A 19,825-nucleotide genomic window follows, 5' to 3' on the forward strand; every position below is an offset into this window, starting at 1 on the left:
AGCCGAAGCTGCGCGTGCCCGAACTGATCACGATCGCCGGCGGCAGCTTCGCGATGGGCGGCGACGACGATTCCGAGCAGCCGGTGCATCAGGTCAGCATCAAGCCGTTCTCGCTCGGCAAGCATCCGGTGACGGTCGGCGAGTGGAAGCAATGCGTCAGCGCGGCGAGCTGTCCCGACATCGCCGTCGGCAGCGACGACCGTCCCGTCGTCAATGTGAGCTACGACGATGCGCAGGCCTATCTCGGCTGGCTCTCGCGAGCGACCGGCAAGACGTTCCGGCTGCCGACCGAGGCCGAGTGGGAGTATGCCGCGCGCGCCGGTCAGCGCACCCGCTATTGGTGGGGCGATCGGATGCGCCAGGGCATGGCGAGCTGCAAGGGCTGTAATGGCGACGCCGAGCTGGATCTGCCGCCGAAGATCGCCAGCTCGCAGGTCAATCCGTTCGGGCTCTATGACATGGGCGGCGGCGTCGGCCAGTGGGTCGCGGATTCCTGGCACAAGAACTACAAGGGCGCGCCGACTGATGGATCGGCCTGGATCGAGGACGGCGGCTACGCCCGCGTCATCCGCTCCGGGTCCTGGAAGAACGGTCCGTCCGATGCGCGTGCGGGAAGCCGCGACCGCTACGATGGCCGCATCCGTCATCCGACGCTCGGCTTCCGCGTCGCTTCGTCATCATAGGGGATCTCAATGTTGCGGACCTCGTCTGGGCGTCTCTGCGTCGTGTTCATGTCGCTTGCGCTGCTGCCGTCGCTGTCGTCTTCGGCCTCCTGGGCCAAGGGCACCAAGGCTGCGAAGGACGCCCGCGTCTACTTCATCTCGCCGGCCGACGGCGAGACCGTGAGCGGGCCATTCATCTGCCGGTTCGGCCTGCGCAACATGGGCGTGACCCATGCCGGCGACGATTTCGCCGGCAGCGGCCATCATCATCTGCTGGTCGATGTCGACGAGACGATGCAGGCCGGTGAGCCGATCCCGCGCGACAAGAAGCATATCCATTATGCGGCCGGCGAGACCGAGGCGCGGATCGAATTGCCGCCGGGCAAGCACACCTTGCAGCTCGTGCTCGGCGATACCAAGCATCTCAATTTCGATCCCCCGCTGGTCTCCGAGAAGATCATGATCACGGTGGGCAAGCCGAACGGATCGGAGGAGGCACGCGCCACCCGCGGCACCAGCGAGCGGCGCAGGATCCTCGAGCGCGCCGCGGCGCCCGAGCCGCTGCAGCTGCAGCCCGCGGTGACGCCGGAGATGACGAAATCTCCGGAGAGCTCCGATTTCATCAGTCGGGTGTTCACCGGATCGAAGTAGCACGGGGCTGCGTCCGATCTGCCGAGGCGCAATGACCTCTTCGAGAGGGCCGCTCTGTCGCGCACACACGTGCGCGTGAGCCGGCTCGGCCGCCACCGATCGCTTTGACAGGAACGATCCCCCGTGCACGCGCTTGTTGCCGCGTGGCGGCGAGGCGCTCCACCATCAGCCTTGTCCGCGGCAACAAGGGATGGACGCATGGTCAAAACTGCATCGCGGCCCGTGAGACCGCGCCATGCCGCACTGTGCGATCGCGAGAGCGAAGGCAGCTCGCCTGGCAATGGCCGCACGTCCGGCCCCGACGGCATGGCCGATCCCGATACGCACTGGGACCTCGTCGCCGAGGCGTCCGACGAGTCCTTCCCCTGCAGCGACTCGCCTTCCTGGTCGGCGGTCCGTGTCGGCAACAGCATCGATCGCGAATGACATCGGCACGCTGCGGCGTCCGTCGTCATGCGACCGCACGAACGTACGAACAAAGGTGCGAACAGCGACCGTGGATGTGAGCGCGCTCGAGCGCGGGACCTGTGCAAACAAGCAGCGAGTTCGAAAATTTTCTCTGAGGCGTAACGTCGCAGCCCACAGCTGATGGATCGGTTCTCGCCGCATCGTCGTCACAGCTGCAATCGGGCGGGAGTGTGGTGATCGGCGCGGCCACGATGACGCATCCGCCGTGCGAGACTCAAAGGACGCCCGCGCCGCCTGCGATACGCCTTGCGAATCAATGTCACTTGCAAGCGATCGAACGATACACGGCCTTCATTCGCAGAAAAGATCAGCTATCGGGCGACATCGTTCGATCCCAGCTACACCGCATCTGGGTTCGCGCGCCAGCGACATTGCGGCCGCAAATGGCGCGAGTGTGGCCGCGCATGCCTGTCGACGCGCATTTGCGCTCGCGCGCGACGTCCAAGTTTCGTTGAAATTGACCTCCCCTTTGTGTTCCGCGCATCGAGCGCTTGAAGCGCCGATGGCGCAGTCTTCGAGGAGGATTTTGATAATGAAGGTCATCAAGATAGTGGTCGTTGCGCTCGCGGCAGGCCTTGCGTCCGGCTCCGCTGCATTTGCCGACGGCTACAAGGATTGCACCAAGCTCGACAAGGCGTCGTGGAAAACCACCGCCGAGGCCGAAGCCAAGGCAAAGGCCGCCGGTTATGAGGTTCGCCAGACCAAGATCGAGGGCACTTGCTACGAGGTTTACGGCGTCAAGGGCGGCAAGCTGTTCGAGCTGTTCTACAGCCCGGAGGATCTCGCGCTGAAGCATACGAAGGCGAAGTGATCTGACGATCATGCGTGACGCAGGACTGGCACACCGCAGCGTCATGTCCGAGACGCCGGTGAACTCACGTTCGGACACCGTCGCGGTCTGGGACCTTCCGCTGCGCGTCTGGCACTGGGCTCTCGCTGCCTTCGTGCTCGTCGCCTGCGTCACGCCCAACATCTTCGACCGGCTGCATCGGTTGGCGGGCTACGCCGTCATCGGCCTGCTCGCCTTCCGGCTGATCTGGGGAATGATCGGCAGCCGTCACTCGCTGTTCGACCGCATCAGTCTCAAGCTGCGGGCGGCGCCCCGCTATATCGTCGGCATGCTGCGCGGCGAAACCGGTCGCTATCTCGGCTTGAACCCGGCCGGCGCGGCGATGCTCGTGGTGATGCTCGCGCTGCTGATCGTCTCGACCGTCACCGGAGTCATGCAGGTGTCGGTGCGGTTCTTCGGCATCGGCTGGATCGAGCAGGCGCATTCGTTGTCGTCGAATGCGATCATCGCGTTGATCGCCGTCCATCTGCTGGGGACGTTATGGATGAGCGTGCTGCAGCGGGAAAATCTCGCTCGCGCAATGCTCACCGGCCGCAAGCGCCTTCCGGGAGCCGCGCGGCCCGCACCGGCCGCAGTGCGTCCGGTCGCGAGCGCGAAGACGACGCCGGCGCCTTCGCTGGCAACGGCTGCAGAACCGGCGGAGGAGCAGGTCTCGGTCGTCCCGGATTTTCCGCCGCTGCGGGCCAGCCCGCCGCTCGCCGCCAAGCCGCCAGGCCCAGTGCGAATGCCGCGAGGGCTCAGCATCCACGACAAGCGGCTCGGGGTCGGCCGATGAATCGCAGCCGCCGGCGCGTGCGCTAGGCGGCGGATCGGACGCAGAATGGCGGGCGAACGTGTCGTGCGAACGGTCATGCGGTGCGTGGATGATCGCACGAGGTCGATCATCCGCGCGTGTGCCGCTTGCACCGGCATGCATGGCTGCGTGTCTCATAGCAGAACAGCACTGAACACATCTGCCGAGTGATGAGTCGATTCGATCCGCACGCGATTTGATCGAGTGGAAAAGGCACTGCCGACAGCGTTGGCGCTGCATTCGTCGAGCTCTGTGGTGCAATCGTGAAATATTCCGCTTCGTATTGAAGATGCAGAACTAATTAATTCGCGCGCATTGTCGCATGAGGCGACTTTGCCAAAGTTCGACCCGGTAAATTGCCGCATTCGGAACTTTATAGTCGTTCTACGAGGTGTCGGAAGCTCGTCGAGAATCTCGGGCAGAGATCACATCCGGCACACGGGTGAATTCGGGACAGGGACATACACCATGAAGCTATTCGGGAAAATGCATGCTGTGGGGGCCGCTGCGCTGCTGATGGCGGGTTTCGCCTTGCCTGCAGGCGCCGCCGAGACCACCATCGAGATCTCGGTCAAGGACAACAAGTTTCAGCCGGCCGAGCTGAAGGCGCCGGCCGATACGCCGATCGTCTTCAAGATCAAGAACCTGGATGCATCGCCGGTCGAGTTCGAGAGCGAGCCGCTGCAGTTCGAGACCGTGATCAAGCCGAACATGGAGGGTGTCGTGAAGGTCAAGGCACAGAAGCCGGGCCGCTACGAGTTCTTCGACGACTTCCATCAGGGCAACAAGGGCACGCTGATCGTCGAGTGATCTGATCGGTGGTCCCCGCGGCATCGGGCGCAAGGCCGGCCGCGGGGCCGCAATCCGCATGCGGCCGAACATGATGGAGACCGTGCCTTTTGCAACGGGCAATACGACAGGCGAGAATTCCCGGACGTCGCGCAGGTCGCGATGTCCCGCGGTGTCAGGAGGAGACGGTGGCGATCACCGTGCTGCTCGTGACGCTGTTCGGAGTCGCGCCGTCGCATGGCCAGACCGTCATCCAGGGTACGCAGGCGAGAGCCTACGCTGATCCCGGCACCACCGAGGGCGGTCCGGTGGTGGTCGTGCCCGGCCGCCGTCGCCAGCCGGCGCGGCCGGCCAACGCCAATGGGCCGCTCGTGATCCCGCAGGTGATCATGGCGCCCGGCGGCAATGATCCCGAACCGAAGGAGGCGCCGCAGGTCGAGGAGCGTCTGCCGCCACGACCGCGATCTCCGATCGATGCCGGCGCCGGCGCGCTGCCGCAGGCCGCGCGCCGCGAGCCGCCGCCGCGTCTTGCGCCGGTGCGCAACGCCTTCTTCGGCGCGCCTTCAGCCGGACTGCTGGTCGGCGGCTGCCTGTCGACGCCTGGCCGGCTGTCGATGACCAATGTTCCCAATCGCTGCCTCGACGCGCTGGCCTTCGCGGTCAGTCCGCCGCCGGCGACGCGCGGCGTGCTGCCGAACAATCTGCCGCCGATCCCGCGCCAGGATGCGCAACCGATCCCGCCCGTTCTGGCGGCCAAGCCGCGCATGCGGCTGCCGCCGGTCAAGGGACAGAAGCCGCAGGAGCAGCCGGCGCAGACGCCGCCGATGATGGAGGAGGATCCCTACGAGCCGAAGGGCATCACGGTGGGAAACTTCATCCTCAAGCCTGCGTTCGAAATGTCCTCGGGCTTCGACAGCAATCCTGGCCGTGTGCCGCAGGGCAAGGGCTCGGCCTTCGTCAGCGTTGCGCCGGTCCTGCTGGTACGCTCGCAGTTCGAGCGGCATCTGCTCAACGCCGATGTGCGCGTCGGCTACATCGACTATGCCAAGCTCCGCCAGCTCTCGAGGCCCACCGTCGACGCGAAGGTGAATGGGCGCTACGACATCACCGATACGTTTGCGCTCAACGGCGAGGGCCACGTTGCCGTCGATGCCGATGATCCGGGCACGCCGCGCTTCGCCGGCCGCTTCGCCAAGATTCCGCTGGCCTCCACCGTCGGCGGCTCGGCGGGTCTCACCAAGCGGTTCGAGGATTTCGAGGTCTCGACAAAGGCCGCGATCGACCGCGTTGCGTTCCAGAATGCGCCGCTCATCACCGGCCAGATCGTCAGCAACGCCGATCGCAATTTCGTCCAGTACGGCTCGCAGAGCCGCGTCACCTATAATCTGACGCCGGAGATCAGGCCCTTCGTCGACGTCGCCGTCGATCGCCGCGTCCACGACATCGCCGTCGATGCCGAGGGCTTCCGGCGCGATTCCACCGGCACGGCGGTCGAGGGCGGCGTGACCTTCAATTACGCCGACAAGCTGACCGGCGACGTCGCGGTCGGCTATCTCACGCGCCGCTATCAGGATCCGCTGCTGAAGCCGGTCAACGGCTTCATCGCCGACGCCAACCTGACCTGGCAGTACGCCAAGGAGACGGCGGTCATGTTCGGCGCCAAGTCGCAGGTGGTGGAGATCACCGAGCCCGGCATCTCCGGCGTGCTCAAGCGCGACGTCACCGTCGGCGTCGAGCATCAGTTCGAGCCGTGGCTGGTCGGCACCTTCCTTGCTGGCTATGGCCAGGACGCGTTCACCGGCACGACGCGGGTCGACAACCGCTATCTCGTCGAGCTCGGCATGCTCTACAAGTTCTCCCGCCTGCTGCAGTTCAGGGCGAGCGTCCGGCGCGAGGAGACGCGCTCCAATTTCCGCGAGAACAATCTGTCCGCCACGGTCGTGCAGGTCGGCGCGAGAGTGCAGTACTAAGCACCGCGTTCCTTCGATCAGCCATCGGGCGAAGAGTCGAGCTCTCGCCTTCTGCAACGCTGTCAGGCTCCGCGGAAGCGGAGGAGCATCCAGTACGCCGCGGCAGCAGATTTCGAACCGGAACGTCACGGCATACTGGATCGCCCCGCCTGCGCGGACGACGAAAGCGATGATACACATCTCCGTACGAAGTATGTGATGACTGTGGAAAGATCGTCTCTCGGGATTCAGGCAGAGCAGGGAAACGTCTGGCGCTCCTTCGTGCACGCGAACTATCCGAGCAAACGCAAAAAGCAGCGCCCGCGATGGCGCGGACGCTGCCAAGTCTTTCAGATGTGCGGGTCTAACGACGCGCGGCTACTTCTTCTGATTGAAGTTCACGTCGAGGCTGAAGCTGAACTGGTCGTCGGTCAGGCCGGCAGGCGGCGTCGGCACCGGATCGGAGCGGCGGATCATCGACAGCGCAGCGTCGTCGAACATCGGATCGCCGCACGACTGCATCACCGACGCCGACATCACCTTGCCGGCCCGGCTCAGCACCAGCGCGACCTTGACCGTGCCCGCGTGCTTCTTGCCCTCCGGATAGCGTTTGTGCAGCTCGAAATAGGCGCTGATCTTGCGGCCCCAGTTCTCGGTCAGCTTCTGCTTGTCCTTGCCGAGGCCGACATTTGGCGCCTTCGCCGTCTCTGCCGGAGGCGCCGCTTCGTCGAGCGCCTTGCGGGCGGATTCCTGCTGCGCGGCCGACGCCACCGAGGCCTCGGCCTGCTGGACCGCCAGCTGCTGCTCCTCTTTCTCGGGTTTCTTCGGCTCGTTCTGCGTGACGACCCGATCGGCTTCCTCCTCGGTCTCGGTCGGCTTGTCCTTGACGGCATCCGACTCCTTGACCTCGGCGGTCTGCTGCATCTGATCCGGCGCAGCTTCGGCGGCGTCGCTGTCGGGTCCGGGCGGAAGATCGTTCTCCTCCACCTGAGGCGAGGCCATCTCGAGGGCGAATTCGGCGCCGGCAGCGCCGAGGCCGCCGTCGACGTCATTGCCGCTGAGATGAACCACGGCGAGCGCCGCGCCGCCACCATGCAGCATCACCGCGCCGATCGCGGCTGAGATCCACAAGCGGCGGGTCGCTCCTTGATACTTGTGCTCGACCATTCTTCACTTCCGTCGGTTCACTGGTTTCAATGGGCGGCCTGCGCGGCAGCCTGTGAGACGCCTTCGACCGTGACGAGCTTGATCTTCGGATAGCCGCCGGTGCGCAGCAGCTCCATCACGTCCATCAGCTCGCCATAGGCGACGCCGCGATCGGCGCGCAGGAAGATGAACTTGTCCTTGGCGGCATCGGGAATGTGCTCGAGCGTGCTCACGAGGCTCGCGCGCTTCACCTGCTCCTCTCCGACAAAGAGCGTGAGATCCGGCTTGATGCTGACATAGATCGGCTTGTCCGGCTTCTTCTGCGGCGTGGCGCTCGACGTCGGCAGATCGACCGGTACGTCGACCGTCGAGAGCGGCGCCGCAACCATGAAGATGATCAGCAGCACGAGGATCACGTCGATGAACGGAGTGACGTTGATGTCGGCGGATTCACCGAGATCGTCATCGCCATCGGCTTCCGAAAGAGAGACGGCCATGACTTACTCCGCTGCGAGCGCCATCGGCGGCGCTTGGTGGACGTGGATCGGCTCGAAGCTGCGACCCTGCGGCGTGTGGTGGCTCTGGCCGCGATCGAGATCGCGCGACAGCATGCGGGCCGTGGCGCCGGAGGAGCGGTTGACGAGCTCCATGTAGCCCTTGGTCACCCGGGTAAAGTGATTGTAGATGATCACGGCCGGGATCGCGGCCACGAGTCCGATAGCGGTGGCGAGCAGCGCCTCGGCAATGCCCGGCGCCACGACGGCGAGGTTCGTGGTCTGCGACTTCGAGATGCCGATGAAGCTGTTCATGATGCCCCAGACGGTGCCGAACAGGCCGACGAAGGGCGAGATCGAGCCGATGGTGGCGAGCAGGCCCATGCCGGTGCGGCAGCGCCGGCCCTCGGCGCGCACGATCTCGGCGAAGCTCGAGGCGGCACGCTCGTTGACGCCGTGAGGCGGCAGCTCGGACGACATTCTGATCTCGTGCATGGCCGCGTCGATCAGCGCCGTCAGCACGTTCTGACGTGAGCCCAGAGCCAGCTTGGCTTCCGACAGCCAGCGTACGTCGTCGACCTTGCGCAGTGCTCCGCTCAACTTGCGGCGGAGCACGGCGAACTCCACGGTCTTGGCGATGAAGACGGTCCAGGTCGCGAGCGATGCCAGCGCGAGACCCATCATCACCGACTTCACCAGGATGTCGGCGGCGAGGAACATCGACCACGGCGACAGATCATGCGGCACGTGAGAGGCGGCCTGCGCACCGCCTTGGGCGGCAGTCTGACCGGTCTTCTCCGCCGGATCCTTCGGCTTGTCCGCGGCTGCGGCGTCGCTCACGGCTTCTGCCGCGGTCGAGGTGTGCGTGTCGGCGGAGGCGGGCGCCTGGCTCGTGGTCGCGGCCTGCGGCGCGGTCGTAGCCGGTGCAGCTGCGGTCGCAGCGCCATTCGCGGCTGCAGCCGTCGCTGCAGGATTAGTTGCAGCGGGAGCAGGTGCGGACGGCTGAGGCACCGGCGCAGCCTGAGCTACGGTCGACGTCGTCGCCTGACCGGTGGTCACCTGCTTCGGCGGCGTGGTTGGGGCAGGGGCTGTATTGGCAGCTGCCGCGGTGGTGGCGGGCGCGGTCGACTGCGAAGCCGCAGCCGTCGAGCTTTGAACGCCCTTGGTCGCGCTCGCGGGATTTGCTGCCGCGCTCTGCGGCGCGGTGGCAGCCTGGCCAGGCTTCGGCGAGGTGGCCGGCTGCTCGGCATGCGCCATGGCGCCGGCCGAAACGGCTGCGATCACCGCTCCTACGTATAGAACGTTCCTGAACATGTTGCTGCACACCCCTTGGTAGTTAACTTCCCTGTAATGCTTCTAGTCTTAACGGGGCTGATTTGAGACGGCGCGTTGACTCAAAGCGGAAACATCGATGTCGGCAACCGAGTCGCTGCGTGCCACGCGATCGATCGCGCCGGAGCGTGATGCTGTCGCAGCGCTGTACGACGCGTGATGTCCGGGTCTAACTATCTGAAAGCCTTGGCTTGCGCAGGTGTGTTGCAGGCAAGGCACGGTTATCGGGACGATGCAGTCACGCAATTGCCGCGGTTCGGACTTGCATCAATTCTAATTAGTCGCCGCCGCGGTGCATGATCCACATGGCGTGCAATGCGGGGCGCTGTCTTCGCCTCGGCCCGTTGTCGCATGTCGTGCTGATGATTCGGCGCGCGAAGCGAATGCTGTGATGCTCGATCCGGCACCACGGACCTGCGACAGCGAGATGTCGGACTGGAAAGCCCGATCTTGCCGTGGCACGCATCGGCGCCACGCTCGGACCGATGTCGCCCGCCGAACGCGCGGCGTCGAAATTCGGGTGCGTCAAGCACGCCGCCCGCCGTAAGTCTCTTCGGATGCGGGGCATGGCAGGAGGCGCGAACGGCGATCGCAGAGGAATCCGACTCCAGGCGCGAGAGGCATCCAACGTCGCGCTCATCGTGAGGCTGCGGAACGCGACACAGGCAGACCATCCGGGTTTGCTCTGCGGAGCCAGCCCGGATCGCTGTCGATCGCGAATGCGTGTGATCGGGCGTCGAAGGACGCGAGCTTGTGCGCCGAGCCAGATCGGACGCTTAGACCTCCGCCCAGTAGCGGATCAGGTTGTGATAGAGGCCGGTCAGCCGCACCATCTCCGGATCGTCACGCCCGAGCCGCTGCGACAAGCCCTGAATCGTCGTGTCGAGATCGAAGATCATGCTGCGTGCAAGCGGATCGCGGATCATGCTCTGCAGCCAGAAGAACGAGGCGACGCGGACGCCGCGCGTCACCGGCGTGACCATGTGCAGGCTGGAGGCGGGATACAGCACGAGGTCGCCGGCGGGAAGCTTGACCTCGTGGGAGCCGTAGAGGTCCTCGATCACGAGCTCGCCGCCGTCATACTCGTCCGGTTCAGACAGAAACAGCGTGACGGAGAGATCGGTACGGATGCGCAGGCCGGTCAGCTTGTCGCCGCGCACGGCGTTGTCGACGTGAATGCCGAAATGATGACCGGCATCGGCGGCGTAACGGTTGAACAGCGGGGGAAAGATCTGCTGCGGAATGGCGGCGGCGAGAAAGCGGGGATTGGCGGTCATCGCCGAAATGATGCGGTGGCCGAGCTTGCGCGCCACTTCGCTGTCGGGCGGCAGCTGCTCGTTGCGCTTGACCATCGCCGACTGGGCGCCGGCGGTCGAACGGCCGTCCTCCCAGTCGCTGGCGTCCATGATGCGGCGGAAGTCCGCCACATCGTCTTTGCTCAGAATTCCGGGGACACAGATCAGCATGAACTCATCACTTGATGTGTGCCCCCGGCTTGGGTGATCAGGTCTGGATGGTCAGGCGATCAGAACCGTCCGGACAGGACGATCGATGCGCTTCTTCCCGGACCGACGAGAACGAACGGCGTGGCACTCTGATAGAGAGCGTCGTAGTAGAGCTTGTCGAAGATGTTGGCAACAAACACCTTCGCCGTCCAGTTCTTGTCGAGCTTGGCTTCCGCGAACGCATCGAAGCGCCAGTAGCTCGGCAGCTCCGTGCCCTGGTTGGCGGCGAGCCAGGTGCCGCCGAAGATCTTCGAGCGGTACACCGCCTGGCCGCCGATCTCCCAGGTGTCGTTGATCTGGTACTTCGTCAGCAGGCTGAACGACTGGTGCGCGGTATTTGCGAGCTGCAGGCCGACATTGCTGGTGAACAGCGCGGTGTTCGCCGGCGGAATGTTGGACTTGGTCACCTCCGACTGCATCAGCACGATGCCGCCGAAGATGCTCCATTTGTCGGTCAGCTTGCCGCCCGCCTGCAGATCGATGCCGCGGATGCGGTACGCCGCACCAGCGGACAGACACGGCACTGCGCCGACGGTGCCTGCCGGATACGGGCACTCCGCCGTGGCCGCCGCGGCGTTGGCGATGTTGCGCGACTCGCGGGCATTCTCCTTCTCGGTCTGGAACAGCGCCGCCGTGACCAGCAGGCGGTTGTCGAGCAGCTCCCACTTGGTGCCGATCTCGATCGAGGTGTTCTTCTCAGGCCCGAAGATCTGGTTCGCGCCGCCGTTGGTGACCGCCGAGAGGCCGCCATATTGCGGGCTGAGACCGTCGAACTCGGCGCCGACCGGGTTCGATGAGGTGGCGTAGGCCGCATAGAAGCTGGCATAGGGCACCGGCTTCAGCGTGAGGCCGACGTTGAAGTTCGGCATGCCGCTGGACGCCGCGGTCGATCCCGGCGTGTTGGCGACGCCGTTGACCGTGCCGAAGCCGTCGACGCGGACGTCGTATTTGTCGTAGCGGACGCCGCCGTTGAGGATGACGAGATCGCGATAGTTGACGCTGTCGAGCGCATAGACGCTGGCCGAGTCGATCTTCACGTTGGTCGGGAACCGGCCCAGCGAGGGAATTCCGAACGGCAGGTCGGTGAATTGCGGGTTGAAGACGCTCACGCCCGTCAGCGAACCGGTGCCCGAGAACGGCAGGCCCTGCTGCTCGGAGGTCAGGCCGGTGTAGCTGTTGATCAGCGCCTTTTCCTGCGACACTTCGAGGCCGGCGAGCACCGTGTGCCGGAAGTTGCCGGTGTTGAACTTGTAGGTCGCCTCGAGCTGGTTGGCGATCACGTCGGTCTGCTGGAAGCGGCTCTGCGGATTGGCCCTGACGAGCGCGCCGGACGGCGGATTGATGTTGGTCGGACCTTCCGGCAGCGTGCCGATGTAGTTCAGGGTCGAGCGCGACACGCGGACCTTGTCGGAGATCGTCAGGTCGGGCGTGATCTTGACCTCGGCGTTGAGCGTGCCGATGTCCTGGCCGACGCGCGAGAAGTCGCGGTTGACGAAGCCGTACCAGTTGTTGCGCGGCGCCCCGACTTCCGGGAACGGAGCGCCCGCGGTGAGCGTGCTCGGACGATAATAGGGGACGCCGAAGTCGGGACGGCCGGTGACCTCGTTGTGGATGTAGTTGGCGGCCAGCGTCACGGTGTCGAGCGGCGTCCACTTGGTGGCGATGAAGCCGCCATTGCGGTTGTCGGTGACGTAGTCGCGGCCCGCGACACCGGCGTCCTGGAACAGGCCGCCGACGCGTGCGGCGAAGGTCGGCGTGATCTTCTGGTTGACGTCGATCACCACGCGCTTGGTCCGGTCGGTGCCGAGCGTGGTGTCCATGTTGTAGAAGCTGCTGTCGGTCGTGGCCTGCTTGGTCACGATATTGATCGCGCCGCCGGTGGTGCCGCGGCCGGCGAAAGAGGAGTTCGGGCCGCGCAGGATCTCGACCTGCTCGGTGAAGAAGTTTTCGCGCACCGAGACGCCGGCGTCACGCACGCCGTCGATGAACACGTCGTTGCGGGCGTCGAAGCCGCGGATGAAGAAGCGGTCGCCGAACGCGTTGCCGCCCTCGCCGGTGCCGAGCGTCACGCCGGCGGTCGAGAGCACGGCGGACTTCAGGCTGGTGGAGTTCTTGTCCGCCAGGATCTCCTTGCTGAGAACGGTGACCGTTTTCGGCGTGTTCAAGAGCTTCTCGGGAAACTTGCCGGAGGCCTGCAGTCGCTCGCCCTTGTAGTCCGAGGCGGGGCTGGAATAGGGATTGCGATCGGGCGGCAAATTGCTCTTCGGCGCGGCGGCCTGTTGCTGCTGCTGCTGACGGGCCGCGCGGCGCATGGCGTCGCGGGCGCGGATCTGGTCGGCGGTCGGGCGCGATGCCTGCGGCTTCGGACGGGCCACCGGGGCTTCGACGTTGACGGACGGCAGCGGCGCCTGCTGGGCTTCGGCACTGGAGAATGATGCGACCGCGATCAGACTCGCGACCGCCGAGACCTTCACGCCCGAAATGTCAGCGGACGGTTCCCCGTCGTGCCAGCTTGCTGCCCGCAAGCTCCTCGGAAAGACTGCCTTACCCATACTCGACCACCCCATTCGTTACGCAACTTGAGACTTGGGCTTGGAACCCCTCCGGTTCCTGGGAACCGTGGGTTCGTTGAACGCCGCAACCGGCGCGGACCAGTTGCGAATGCAAGTCAAGAAGCGAGGGAAAGCGGTCCAAAGCTGGTTCCGCTCATGGCCGGAATGGGAAAAGTTTCAATCCATTTCCGAGAATGACAATTGCTTGCAAGCTGTCGCATTGCGGCAACAGATGAAACCCCAGGGTTGCGCGCTGCCGCGCGCCTCAATCGATGATCGGACAAAAACGGGCACAAGATACCGCTCGAGGACTCCGATACCTGCGTCGGAATGTCTCAGGCTGCGACGTTTCAGCGCGTCTTCGCACCCGCCGCACCCACGGGGTGCGGCGGGAATCCGGCAGCATCTTTGCTCAATCGTGATCGGCCACTCAGAACTTCGCGGTGGTGATCAAATAGAAGGCACGGCCAGGGGCGACCGCGGTGAAGGGCACGTTGCTGCGGTAGAAGGTGTCGTAATAGAGCTGGTTGGTGATGTTCTGTGCATACACCTTCATGCTCCAGTTCTTGTCGATCTGCTTCTCGACGAAGGCATCGAACCGCCAATAGCTCGGCAGCTCGTTGCCGGTGTTGGCCGCGAAGGTGCCGCCGAACACTTTCGAGCGGTACACCGCCTGACCGCCGATCTCCCAGCCGTCGTCGAGCTTGTATTTGGACAGCACGCTCAGCGACTGATGGGCGATGTTGGCGAGCTGCAGGCCGGTGTTGGTCGCCACGCCGCTCTGCGTCACCTTGGACTGCATCAGCACCAGGCCGCCGAAGATGCTCCAGCGATCGGTGATCTTGCCCTCGGCTTCGAGGTCGAGGCCCTGGATGCGGTAGGTGGCGCCGGAGGTCAGAAGGCCATTGACGGTCTCGCGGGCATTGTCCTTGGTGGTCTGGAACAGCGCGCCGGTCACCAGCAGATGGCGGTCGAACAGCTCCCATTTGGTGCCGATCTCGGCGCCCTTGTTGCGCTCCGGCCCGAGAATGATGGTGCTGTTCGGCGGAATGCCGCCGTAGTCGGTCGCGGTGCCGTCGAGCTCCGAGCCGAACGGGTTGGCCGAGGTCGCGTAGGCCGCATAGAGGCTGCCGATCGGCAGCGGCTTGTAGACCAGGCCGAGGTTGTAGTTGATCAGGTCGGAATCGACTGATGCCGACGCCGTGTTGTTGGACGAGCGCATTGCATAGCCGTCATAGCGCAGCCCGCTGGTGAAGATCAGCGTGTCGCGCCAGTTCGCGGTGTCGATGACATAGGCGCTCTTGCTGTCGACGTCGTAGCGGGTCGGATTGCCGGTCAGATAGCCTACGGTCGTGAACGGCAGGTTCGTGTAGCCGGGGCTGAACATGTTCTGCAGCGTCAGCGCGCCCGTGCTCGTGCCCTGCGAGCCGAACGCCTCCGAGGTCAGGCCGGCATAGCGGTCGATCGAGATGTTCTCCTTGGAGAACTCCGTGCCGACGATGGTGGTATGCTTGACCGGGCCGGTGTCGTATTTGAACGTCAGGTCGTTCTGGTTGGTCCAGTTGTCGACCAGCTGATAGCGGCTCTGCGGGCTCGCCGTGAAGGTCCATTTGGTCGGGTCGGCATTGGCGGTCTGCGCCGCGGTGGTGTTCGGCAAGGTGCCGATGTAGTTCAGCTCGGAATGCTCGCCGCGCAGCTTGCTCGAGAACGTGACGGCCTCGTTGAGCTTGAGCTCGGCCGCGAGCGTGCCGAAATCCTGCCGCGCCGCCTGGAAGTCGCGGTTGAGGAAGCCGTACCAATTGTTGCGCGGGATGCCCGCCGAGGTCGCGGGGATGTTGCCCTGCTTGTAGAACGGCACGCCGAAATCCGGATAGCCGGAAAGATCGGTGTGGACGTAGTTGGTCGTGACCTTCAGCGAATCGTTTGGCGTCCATTTCGTCGAGATGAAGCCGCCCCAGCGGTCGTCGGTGACGTGGTCGCGGCCGGCGACATTGGCGTCCTGGAACAGGCCGCCGGTGCGCACCGAGAAGGTCGGCGAGATCGTCCGGTTGACGTCCAAGGTGATGCGCTTGGTCTGGTCGGTGCCGATCGTCGACTCGGCGTTGGTGAAGTCGCGGTCGCCGGCCTGCTTGGTGATGATGTTGATGGCGCCGCCGGCGGTGCCGCGTCCGGCATAGGCCGAGGCGGGGCCGCGCAGGATCTCGACCTGTTCGGTGAAGAAATTCTCGCGCACCGACACCGCGGGATCGCGGATGCCGTCGATGAAGATGTCGTTGCGGGCGTCGAAGCCGCGGATGAAGAAGCGGTCGCCGAACGCGTTGCCGCCCTCGCCGGAGCCGAGCGTCACGCCCGCGGTGGAGCGGCCGACCTCCTTCAGAGTGGTGATGTGCTTGTCCTCCATCACCTCCTTGCTCATCACGGTGATGGTCTTCGGCGTGTTGACGAGCTTCTCGGTGAACTTGCCGGAGGCGACGCGGTCGACCTTGTAGGGCGCGGCGGCGTCGGCATACGGGTTGGCGTCCGGCGGCGTCTGCGGGCCGGCGGGCGCCTGCTGCTGTTGCGGCTGCCGCGCGGCGCGGCGCATCGCGCTGCGGGCGCGGATCTGGTCGGCCGACGGACGCGAGGCCGACGGCTTGGCCCGCGCGGCCGGCGCCTCGACGGTGACCGAGGGCAGGGGAGCCTGCTGCGCTTCCGCGCCCGAGAACGACGCCACCGCGATCAGGCCGGCGACAGCCGACACCTTCATGCCGGAGATGTCAGGAGACGGATCTCCCGGATACGCGGTGCCCCCGCGCAAGCTTGCTGGAAAGACGGCTCGACCCATACTCAACCACCCCAATGGTTACTCAAGGACTGAATTGTTGTTCGTGAGCTCGACAACCGGTTTGTTCCAATTGCGAACGTCTCTCAACAAGTCCCGGAATTCGGACCAAAGGTCGGTCGGGTGGTGGCTGGATTGGGATTATGTTACCTGATGCATGTGATAATGAGTCGCATCTATAATGTTGCCGCGTTTGACGGCTTCTGAATACCGTTCGTGGATGGATCAGGCACTATGTCGCAGGCAGCCCGGCGAGCCGCGCGCGTAACTCCCTGACCGCTGAATTCACTTGTTCAAGCCGCTCCGGTGTCGATCAGGTCCGTTCGACGATGATCGCGACCGGCCCGCCGCCGTCCGGGCCCTGGTGCTCGGCGCCGCCGGACACGAACAGGTCGGTGAAGCCGAACAGCCCGGCCAGCGCGCCGCCGACGAAGGCGCGGGCATGCCGGGTGGAGGAGACGTCGCTGTCGTCGAGCATGGTGTGCCTGACATCGCGGACCTTGCCGCTCTGCGCCGCCTCCGCCTTGGCGAGCACCGCTGCGATGCGACCGCGCGCCGCCGCCGGCAGCTGGCCGGGCACGTCGAGACCGAGGCGGGCGAGCGCGGCGCGGGCCGGCTCGATGTCGATCGCATCCCGCATTACGCCATGGTCGATGGCGAGCGGGCCGGTCCAATCCCGCGACATGCCGGCGACCATGATCTCGTGGTCGAGCAGCTCGACCCCGCCCGAGGTCGCCGCACGCTCGCTATAGCGCGCATAGTCGGTGCAGATCTCGGTATCGGACAGCTCGTCCATGGCGAGCTCGCCGAGCGCCACGGCAACGCCGAGCGCCGAGGCGCCGCGGGAAAACCCCATCGACTTCAGCGTGTCGCGCACGGCGGTGCGCACCCCGCGTGCCTCCGCCGCCTCGATGCGCTCCATCGTCAGCAGCGGGCATTTCACCTGGACGTAGTGCACATCGCCGGCATCCGTGATGCCGGCATCGTTCATCGCCGCCCGCACGCCAGCGGCGACCTGCGCGACCTGCTGCATCCGGCCGAGATGCTCGCTCGGCAGCACCGGCGTGCGCGCCCGGCCGAGCGCCAGCGACGCGGCGAAGGCGCGCGGCGCGTGACCCTCGTCGACCTCGCGCGCCTCGAACACGATCATGTGCGGCGACAGCGCACCCTCGGTGCCGCCGGACATCACCATCGCGATCTGCCGCACGGCCTCGGTCGCAAGATGCCGGCCGAGCAGCGCTTCGAGCGAGCGCACCGCGAAGGCGCGGGTGAAGTCGTTGACGCAGCCATTGCCCTCGGTCTTGCCGAGAATGGCGACGATGCCGGCCGGGTCGATGGTCCCTTGCGTGATCGCGGCCTCCAGCGCGGCGACGTCATCGGGGCTTCGCATCGGCAGACGATGAACATGAGCGCGGCGCAGGGTGGTCGGCATCGACGAACTCCAAAGGGATTTGGCCGACATCCTAAGCGATCACGACGTCGCGCGCGACGCTGCTCCACATCGGCCTCTCGTGTTATCGTCCGTGTCCGTTGCCTCGTGAACCCATCCGGTGCCCCATGCCCCTCTGGACCTGCTTTCAATGCGGCGCGCAGTACGCAGACGCGCCGTCGCCGCCGGCCGCCTGCAAGATCTGCGACGAGGAGCGCCAGTTCGTGAACTGGAACGGCCAGCGCTTTCTCAGCCGCGAGGAGCTGGCGGAGCGGCATCCAGTGGTGTGGCGCGAGGATCTCGGCCTCATTGGCCTCGGCCTCGACCCTTCGTTCGCGATCGGCCAGCGCGCGCTGCTGGTGCCCGAACCGGACGGCTGCGTGCTGTGGGACTGCATCCCCCTGGCGACCGAGGCAGCGATCGCCCATGTCCGCACGCTCGGCGGGCTCAAGGCGATCGCGGTGTCGCATGCGCACTTCTATGGCGCGGTGGCCGATTGGAGCGCCGCCTTCGGCAACGTGCCGGTCTATCTGCACGGCGACGATGCCGCCTTCGTCACCAGGCCCCATCCGTCCATCGTGCCGTGGAGCGGCGACCGGCTCGCCATCTCCGACGATGTCGTGCTGTTGCGCACCGGCGGCCATTTCCCCGGTGCCACCATCCTGCACTGGCGCAAGGGCGCCGAGGGCAGGGGCGCGCTGTTCACCGGCGACATCGCCATGGTGGCGATGGATCGCCGCCATGTCAGCTTCATGTACTCTTATCCGAACTACATCCCGCTCGGCCCGGCCGCGGTGCGCCGCATCGCCGAGGCCGTCGCGCCGCTGGCGTTCGACCGCATCTACGGCGCATGGTGGCAGAAGAATATCGCTGACGACGCCAAGCGCGCGTTCGACCGCTCGGTAACGCGCTATCTCGCGGCGATCGCCTGAGATGGATGCAGCCGTGACAGTCGTGCCCCGAGCTGCGCACGCTGCTCGTGACTAATTGGCCGCGCCACGGCCATCACTCACCCCTCATGGTGAGGAGGCGCGCAGCGCCGTCTCGAACCATGAGGCCACAGCGCGGCCTCGCCCTTCGAGACGCCCGCCTGCGGCGGACTCCCCAGGGTAAGGGGTGAGAGGGGGGCGACGGCCGGCAAGGCCGACGCCGCCGACTGATCCTCAGCGATGATCCCCGCGTTATTCCTCCGGGGGGCGGCAGTGACGTCGCGCAGGAGACATCGCTATGCAGCGGGTTGAACCCGGGCCGGGACAGGAGTCAGTGTGGGACTATCCGCGGCCACCGCGGCTGGAGCGCTGCGTGGCGCGCCTGCGCGTGGTGTTCGCCGGCGTCACGATTGCCGACACCGACGCGGGCTTTCGCGTCCTGGAGACCAGCCATCCGCCGGTCTACTACATCCCGCAACGGCATATCGCGATGCAATGGCTGCGGCCGGCCGCAGGCCGCTCGTTCTGCGAGTTCAAGGGTATCGCCAGCTACTGGACTATCGAGATCGATGGCCGGGCGTCGGAGCAGGCCGCCTGGAGCTATGAGCAGCCGACGCCGTCCTTTGCGCCGATCGCCGGCCATCTGGCCTTCTATGCCTTGCGCGTTGACGCCTGCTTCGTCGGGGAGGAGCGCGTTGCCGCGCAGCAGGGCGATTTCTACGGCGGCTGGATCACGTCGGCCGTGGTCGGTCCGTTCAAGGGCGCGCCGGGCACACGGCATTGGTAGAGGGGCGAGATCGGCTGAACCGCGGCGGCGGGTCGATCGTATAGTACAGTATGATCGGCGCGTGCGTTGTTGCACCGCGATCATGGACGCTGACGGAATGTCGGGCGTCCCTCCAGCTTCCCTGTCCACGACGTCCGAGGGCACGCCATGCGACGGCTGATGAAGTTCCTGCATACGATGGGCGCGATCGGCATGATGGGCGCGATGGCCTGTCTCGTCGTGCTGCTCGGCCTGATCCCGCAACCGTCGGTGTCGTTGTCGCATTACGCCGAGATGCGCGCGGCGATGGGCGCCATCGTCCGCTACGTGTTCTTCCCCTCGCTCGGCCTGACCCTGGTGGCCGGCCTGCTCGCCATTGCCATCAACCGCGCGCTGCACAGCGCCGGCTGGGCGCTCGCCAAGCTCGCCACCGGCATCCTCGTCTTCGAATGGGGTTTTGCCGCCGTGCAGGGCCCGATGCAGGAAGCCGCCGAGGAGGCCGCCCGCGCCGTCGCCGGCCAGATCGACCCGGCAACCCTCTCCCCGAATTTCGGCACCGAGCAGGGCGCCATCTGGGTCATGCTCGGCGTCGCCACGGTGAATGTCATCCTCGGCGTGTGGCGCCCGAAGTTTACGAATTTGCCGGACTAGGGCCACGCCCGCCGCTCTCTCCGCCCCCTCCCCCTTGC

At 65.7% G+C, this 19,825-nt stretch carries 17 protein-coding genes; 10 read left to right on the forward strand and 7 right to left on the reverse strand.

Annotated elements, in window-relative coordinates; translation table 11 throughout:
- The 7 genes from BRAO375_RS15690 to BRAO375_RS15720 form a co-directional block, all read left to right on the forward strand.
- Positions 1-683: formylglycine-generating enzyme family protein (locus BRAO375_RS15690; RefSeq protein WP_035640548.1), on the forward strand; the 683-nt coding region annotated here is incomplete at its 5' end.
- 9 nt (positions 684-692) lie between these two features.
- Positions 693-1,313: a DUF4399 domain-containing protein gene (locus tag BRAO375_RS15695; RefSeq protein ID WP_009028446.1), complete on the forward strand. Its 621-nt coding sequence runs from the start codon at positions 693-695 to the stop codon at positions 1,311-1,313.
- A gap of 198 nt (positions 1,314-1,511) precedes the next feature.
- Entirely contained in the window at positions 1,512-1,739 is a 228-nt protein-coding gene (locus tag BRAO375_RS15700; RefSeq protein ID WP_009028447.1) for a hypothetical protein, read from the forward strand.
- 574 nt (positions 1,740-2,313) lie between these two features.
- Complete coding sequence (locus BRAO375_RS15705; RefSeq protein ID WP_035640550.1) at positions 2,314-2,592, forward strand: PepSY domain-containing protein; 279 nt, start codon at positions 2,314-2,316, stop codon at positions 2,590-2,592.
- 43 nt (positions 2,593-2,635) lie between these two features.
- Positions 2,636-3,406, forward strand: a complete 771-nt coding sequence (locus BRAO375_RS15710; RefSeq protein WP_009028449.1) for a cytochrome b/b6 domain-containing protein — start codon at positions 2,636-2,638, stop codon at positions 3,404-3,406.
- Positions 3,407-3,892: 486 nt separating this feature from the next.
- Positions 3,893-4,234 carry a cupredoxin domain-containing protein gene (locus BRAO375_RS15715; protein WP_009028450.1) on the forward strand — a complete coding sequence of 114 codons (342 nt, stop codon included), beginning with the start codon at positions 3,893-3,895 and terminating at the stop codon, positions 4,232-4,234.
- Positions 4,235-4,323: 89 nt separating this feature from the next.
- Positions 4,324-6,183, forward strand: coding sequence for an outer membrane beta-barrel protein (locus tag BRAO375_RS15720; RefSeq protein WP_035640553.1), 1,860 nt, complete (start codon positions 4,324-4,326; stop codon positions 6,181-6,183).
- 357 nt (positions 6,184-6,540) lie between these two features.
- Here the strand turns inward: BRAO375_RS15720 and BRAO375_RS15725 are convergent, their stop codons facing one another.
- The 7 genes from BRAO375_RS15725 to atzD all read right to left on the reverse strand — a co-directional run bounded on the left by BRAO375_RS15725 (position 6,541) and on the right by atzD (position 17,444).
- Complete coding sequence (locus BRAO375_RS15725) at positions 6,541-7,329, reverse strand: energy transducer TonB (RefSeq protein ID WP_009028452.1); 789 nt, start codon at positions 7,327-7,329, stop codon at positions 6,541-6,543.
- Positions 7,330-7,355: 26 nt separating this feature from the next.
- Positions 7,356-7,805, reverse strand: coding sequence for a TonB system transport protein ExbD (gene exbD, locus BRAO375_RS15730; RefSeq protein WP_009028453.1), 450 nt, complete (start codon positions 7,803-7,805; stop codon positions 7,356-7,358).
- A gap of 3 nt (positions 7,806-7,808) precedes the next feature.
- On the reverse strand, positions 7,809-9,116 hold the full coding sequence (exbB, locus tag BRAO375_RS37420) for a tonB-system energizer ExbB (RefSeq protein ID WP_009028454.1): 1,308 nt from the start codon (positions 9,114-9,116) through the stop codon (positions 7,809-7,811).
- A gap of 794 nt (positions 9,117-9,910) precedes the next feature.
- Entirely contained in the window at positions 9,911-10,600 is a 690-nt protein-coding gene (locus BRAO375_RS15740; RefSeq protein WP_009028456.1) for a Fe2+-dependent dioxygenase, read from the reverse strand.
- Positions 10,601-10,659: 59 nt separating this feature from the next.
- Positions 10,660-13,191 (reverse strand): TonB-dependent receptor, encoded by a 2,532-nt coding sequence (locus tag BRAO375_RS15745; RefSeq protein ID WP_009028457.1) that lies wholly within the window; start codon positions 13,189-13,191, stop codon positions 10,660-10,662.
- A 430-nt stretch (positions 13,192-13,621) separates the two neighbouring features.
- A complete protein-coding gene (locus BRAO375_RS15750; protein WP_009028458.1) occupies positions 13,622-16,015 on the reverse strand; it encodes a TonB-dependent receptor in 2,394 nt (797 codons plus the stop codon).
- Positions 16,016-16,325: 310 nt separating this feature from the next.
- The gene (atzD, locus tag BRAO375_RS15755) at positions 16,326-17,444 is read right to left on the reverse strand and encodes a cyanuric acid amidohydrolase (protein WP_009028459.1); all 1,119 of its coding nucleotides are present in this window, start codon (positions 17,442-17,444) and stop codon (positions 16,326-16,328) included.
- Between the two features lie 125 nt (positions 17,445-17,569).
- Here atzD and BRAO375_RS15760 point away from each other — a divergent pair, with 125 nt between their 5' ends.
- From BRAO375_RS15760 to BRAO375_RS15770, 3 genes are all read left to right on the forward strand, one after another.
- Positions 17,570-18,373 carry an MBL fold metallo-hydrolase gene (locus BRAO375_RS15760; protein WP_009028460.1) on the forward strand — a complete coding sequence of 268 codons (804 nt, stop codon included), beginning with the start codon at positions 17,570-17,572 and terminating at the stop codon, positions 18,371-18,373.
- A 295-nt stretch (positions 18,374-18,668) separates the two neighbouring features.
- On the forward strand, positions 18,669-19,157 hold the full coding sequence (locus BRAO375_RS15765) for a DUF427 domain-containing protein (protein WP_009028461.1): 489 nt from the start codon (positions 18,669-18,671) through the stop codon (positions 19,155-19,157).
- 147 nt (positions 19,158-19,304) lie between these two features.
- Positions 19,305-19,787, forward strand: a complete 483-nt coding sequence (locus BRAO375_RS15770) for a hypothetical protein (RefSeq protein ID WP_009028462.1) — start codon at positions 19,305-19,307, stop codon at positions 19,785-19,787.
- The last annotated feature ends 38 nt before the right edge of the window (positions 19,788-19,825 follow it).

The sequence above is a fragment of the Bradyrhizobium sp. ORS 375 genome, assembly GCF_000239775.1.
In the GTDB taxonomy this organism is placed as follows: Bacteria; Pseudomonadota; Alphaproteobacteria; order Rhizobiales; family Xanthobacteraceae; genus Bradyrhizobium.

What these genes read in the sequence shown, in the direction of transcription:
- exbD (WP_009028453.1), bottom strand. Translation starts at nt 7,805, where the DNA reads ATGGCCGTCTCTCTTTCGGAAGCCGATGGCGATGACGATCTCGGTGAA.
- BRAO375_RS15765 (WP_009028461.1), top strand. Translation starts at nt 18,669, where the DNA reads ATGCAGCGGGTTGAACCCGGGCCGGGACAGGAGTCAGTGTGGGACTAT.
- BRAO375_RS15745 (WP_009028457.1), bottom strand. Translation starts at nt 13,191, where the DNA reads ATGGGTAAGGCAGTCTTTCCGAGGAGCTTGCGGGCAGCAAGCTGGCAC.
- BRAO375_RS15695 (WP_009028446.1), top strand. Translation starts at nt 693, where the DNA reads ATGTTGCGGACCTCGTCTGGGCGTCTCTGCGTCGTGTTCATGTCGCTT.
- BRAO375_RS15715 (WP_009028450.1), top strand. Translation starts at nt 3,893, where the DNA reads ATGAAGCTATTCGGGAAAATGCATGCTGTGGGGGCCGCTGCGCTGCTG.
- BRAO375_RS15740 (WP_009028456.1), bottom strand. Translation starts at nt 10,600, where the DNA reads ATGCTGATCTGTGTCCCCGGAATTCTGAGCAAAGACGATGTGGCGGAC.
- BRAO375_RS15770 (WP_009028462.1), top strand. Translation starts at nt 19,305, where the DNA reads ATGCGACGGCTGATGAAGTTCCTGCATACGATGGGCGCGATCGGCATG.
- BRAO375_RS15705 (WP_035640550.1), top strand. Translation starts at nt 2,314, where the DNA reads ATGAAGGTCATCAAGATAGTGGTCGTTGCGCTCGCGGCAGGCCTTGCG.
- exbB (WP_009028454.1), bottom strand. Translation starts at nt 9,116, where the DNA reads ATGTTCAGGAACGTTCTATACGTAGGAGCGGTGATCGCAGCCGTTTCG.
- BRAO375_RS15750 (WP_009028458.1), bottom strand. Translation starts at nt 16,015, where the DNA reads ATGGGTCGAGCCGTCTTTCCAGCAAGCTTGCGCGGGGGCACCGCGTAT.
- BRAO375_RS15700 (WP_009028447.1), top strand. Translation starts at nt 1,512, where the DNA reads ATGGTCAAAACTGCATCGCGGCCCGTGAGACCGCGCCATGCCGCACTG.
- BRAO375_RS15760 (WP_009028460.1), top strand. Translation starts at nt 17,570, where the DNA reads ATGCCCCTCTGGACCTGCTTTCAATGCGGCGCGCAGTACGCAGACGCG.
- BRAO375_RS15725 (WP_009028452.1), bottom strand. Translation starts at nt 7,329, where the DNA reads ATGGTCGAGCACAAGTATCAAGGAGCGACCCGCCGCTTGTGGATCTCA.
- BRAO375_RS15710 (WP_009028449.1), top strand. Translation starts at nt 2,636, where the DNA reads ATGTCCGAGACGCCGGTGAACTCACGTTCGGACACCGTCGCGGTCTGG.
- atzD (WP_009028459.1), bottom strand. Translation starts at nt 17,444, where the DNA reads ATGCCGACCACCCTGCGCCGCGCTCATGTTCATCGTCTGCCGATGCGA.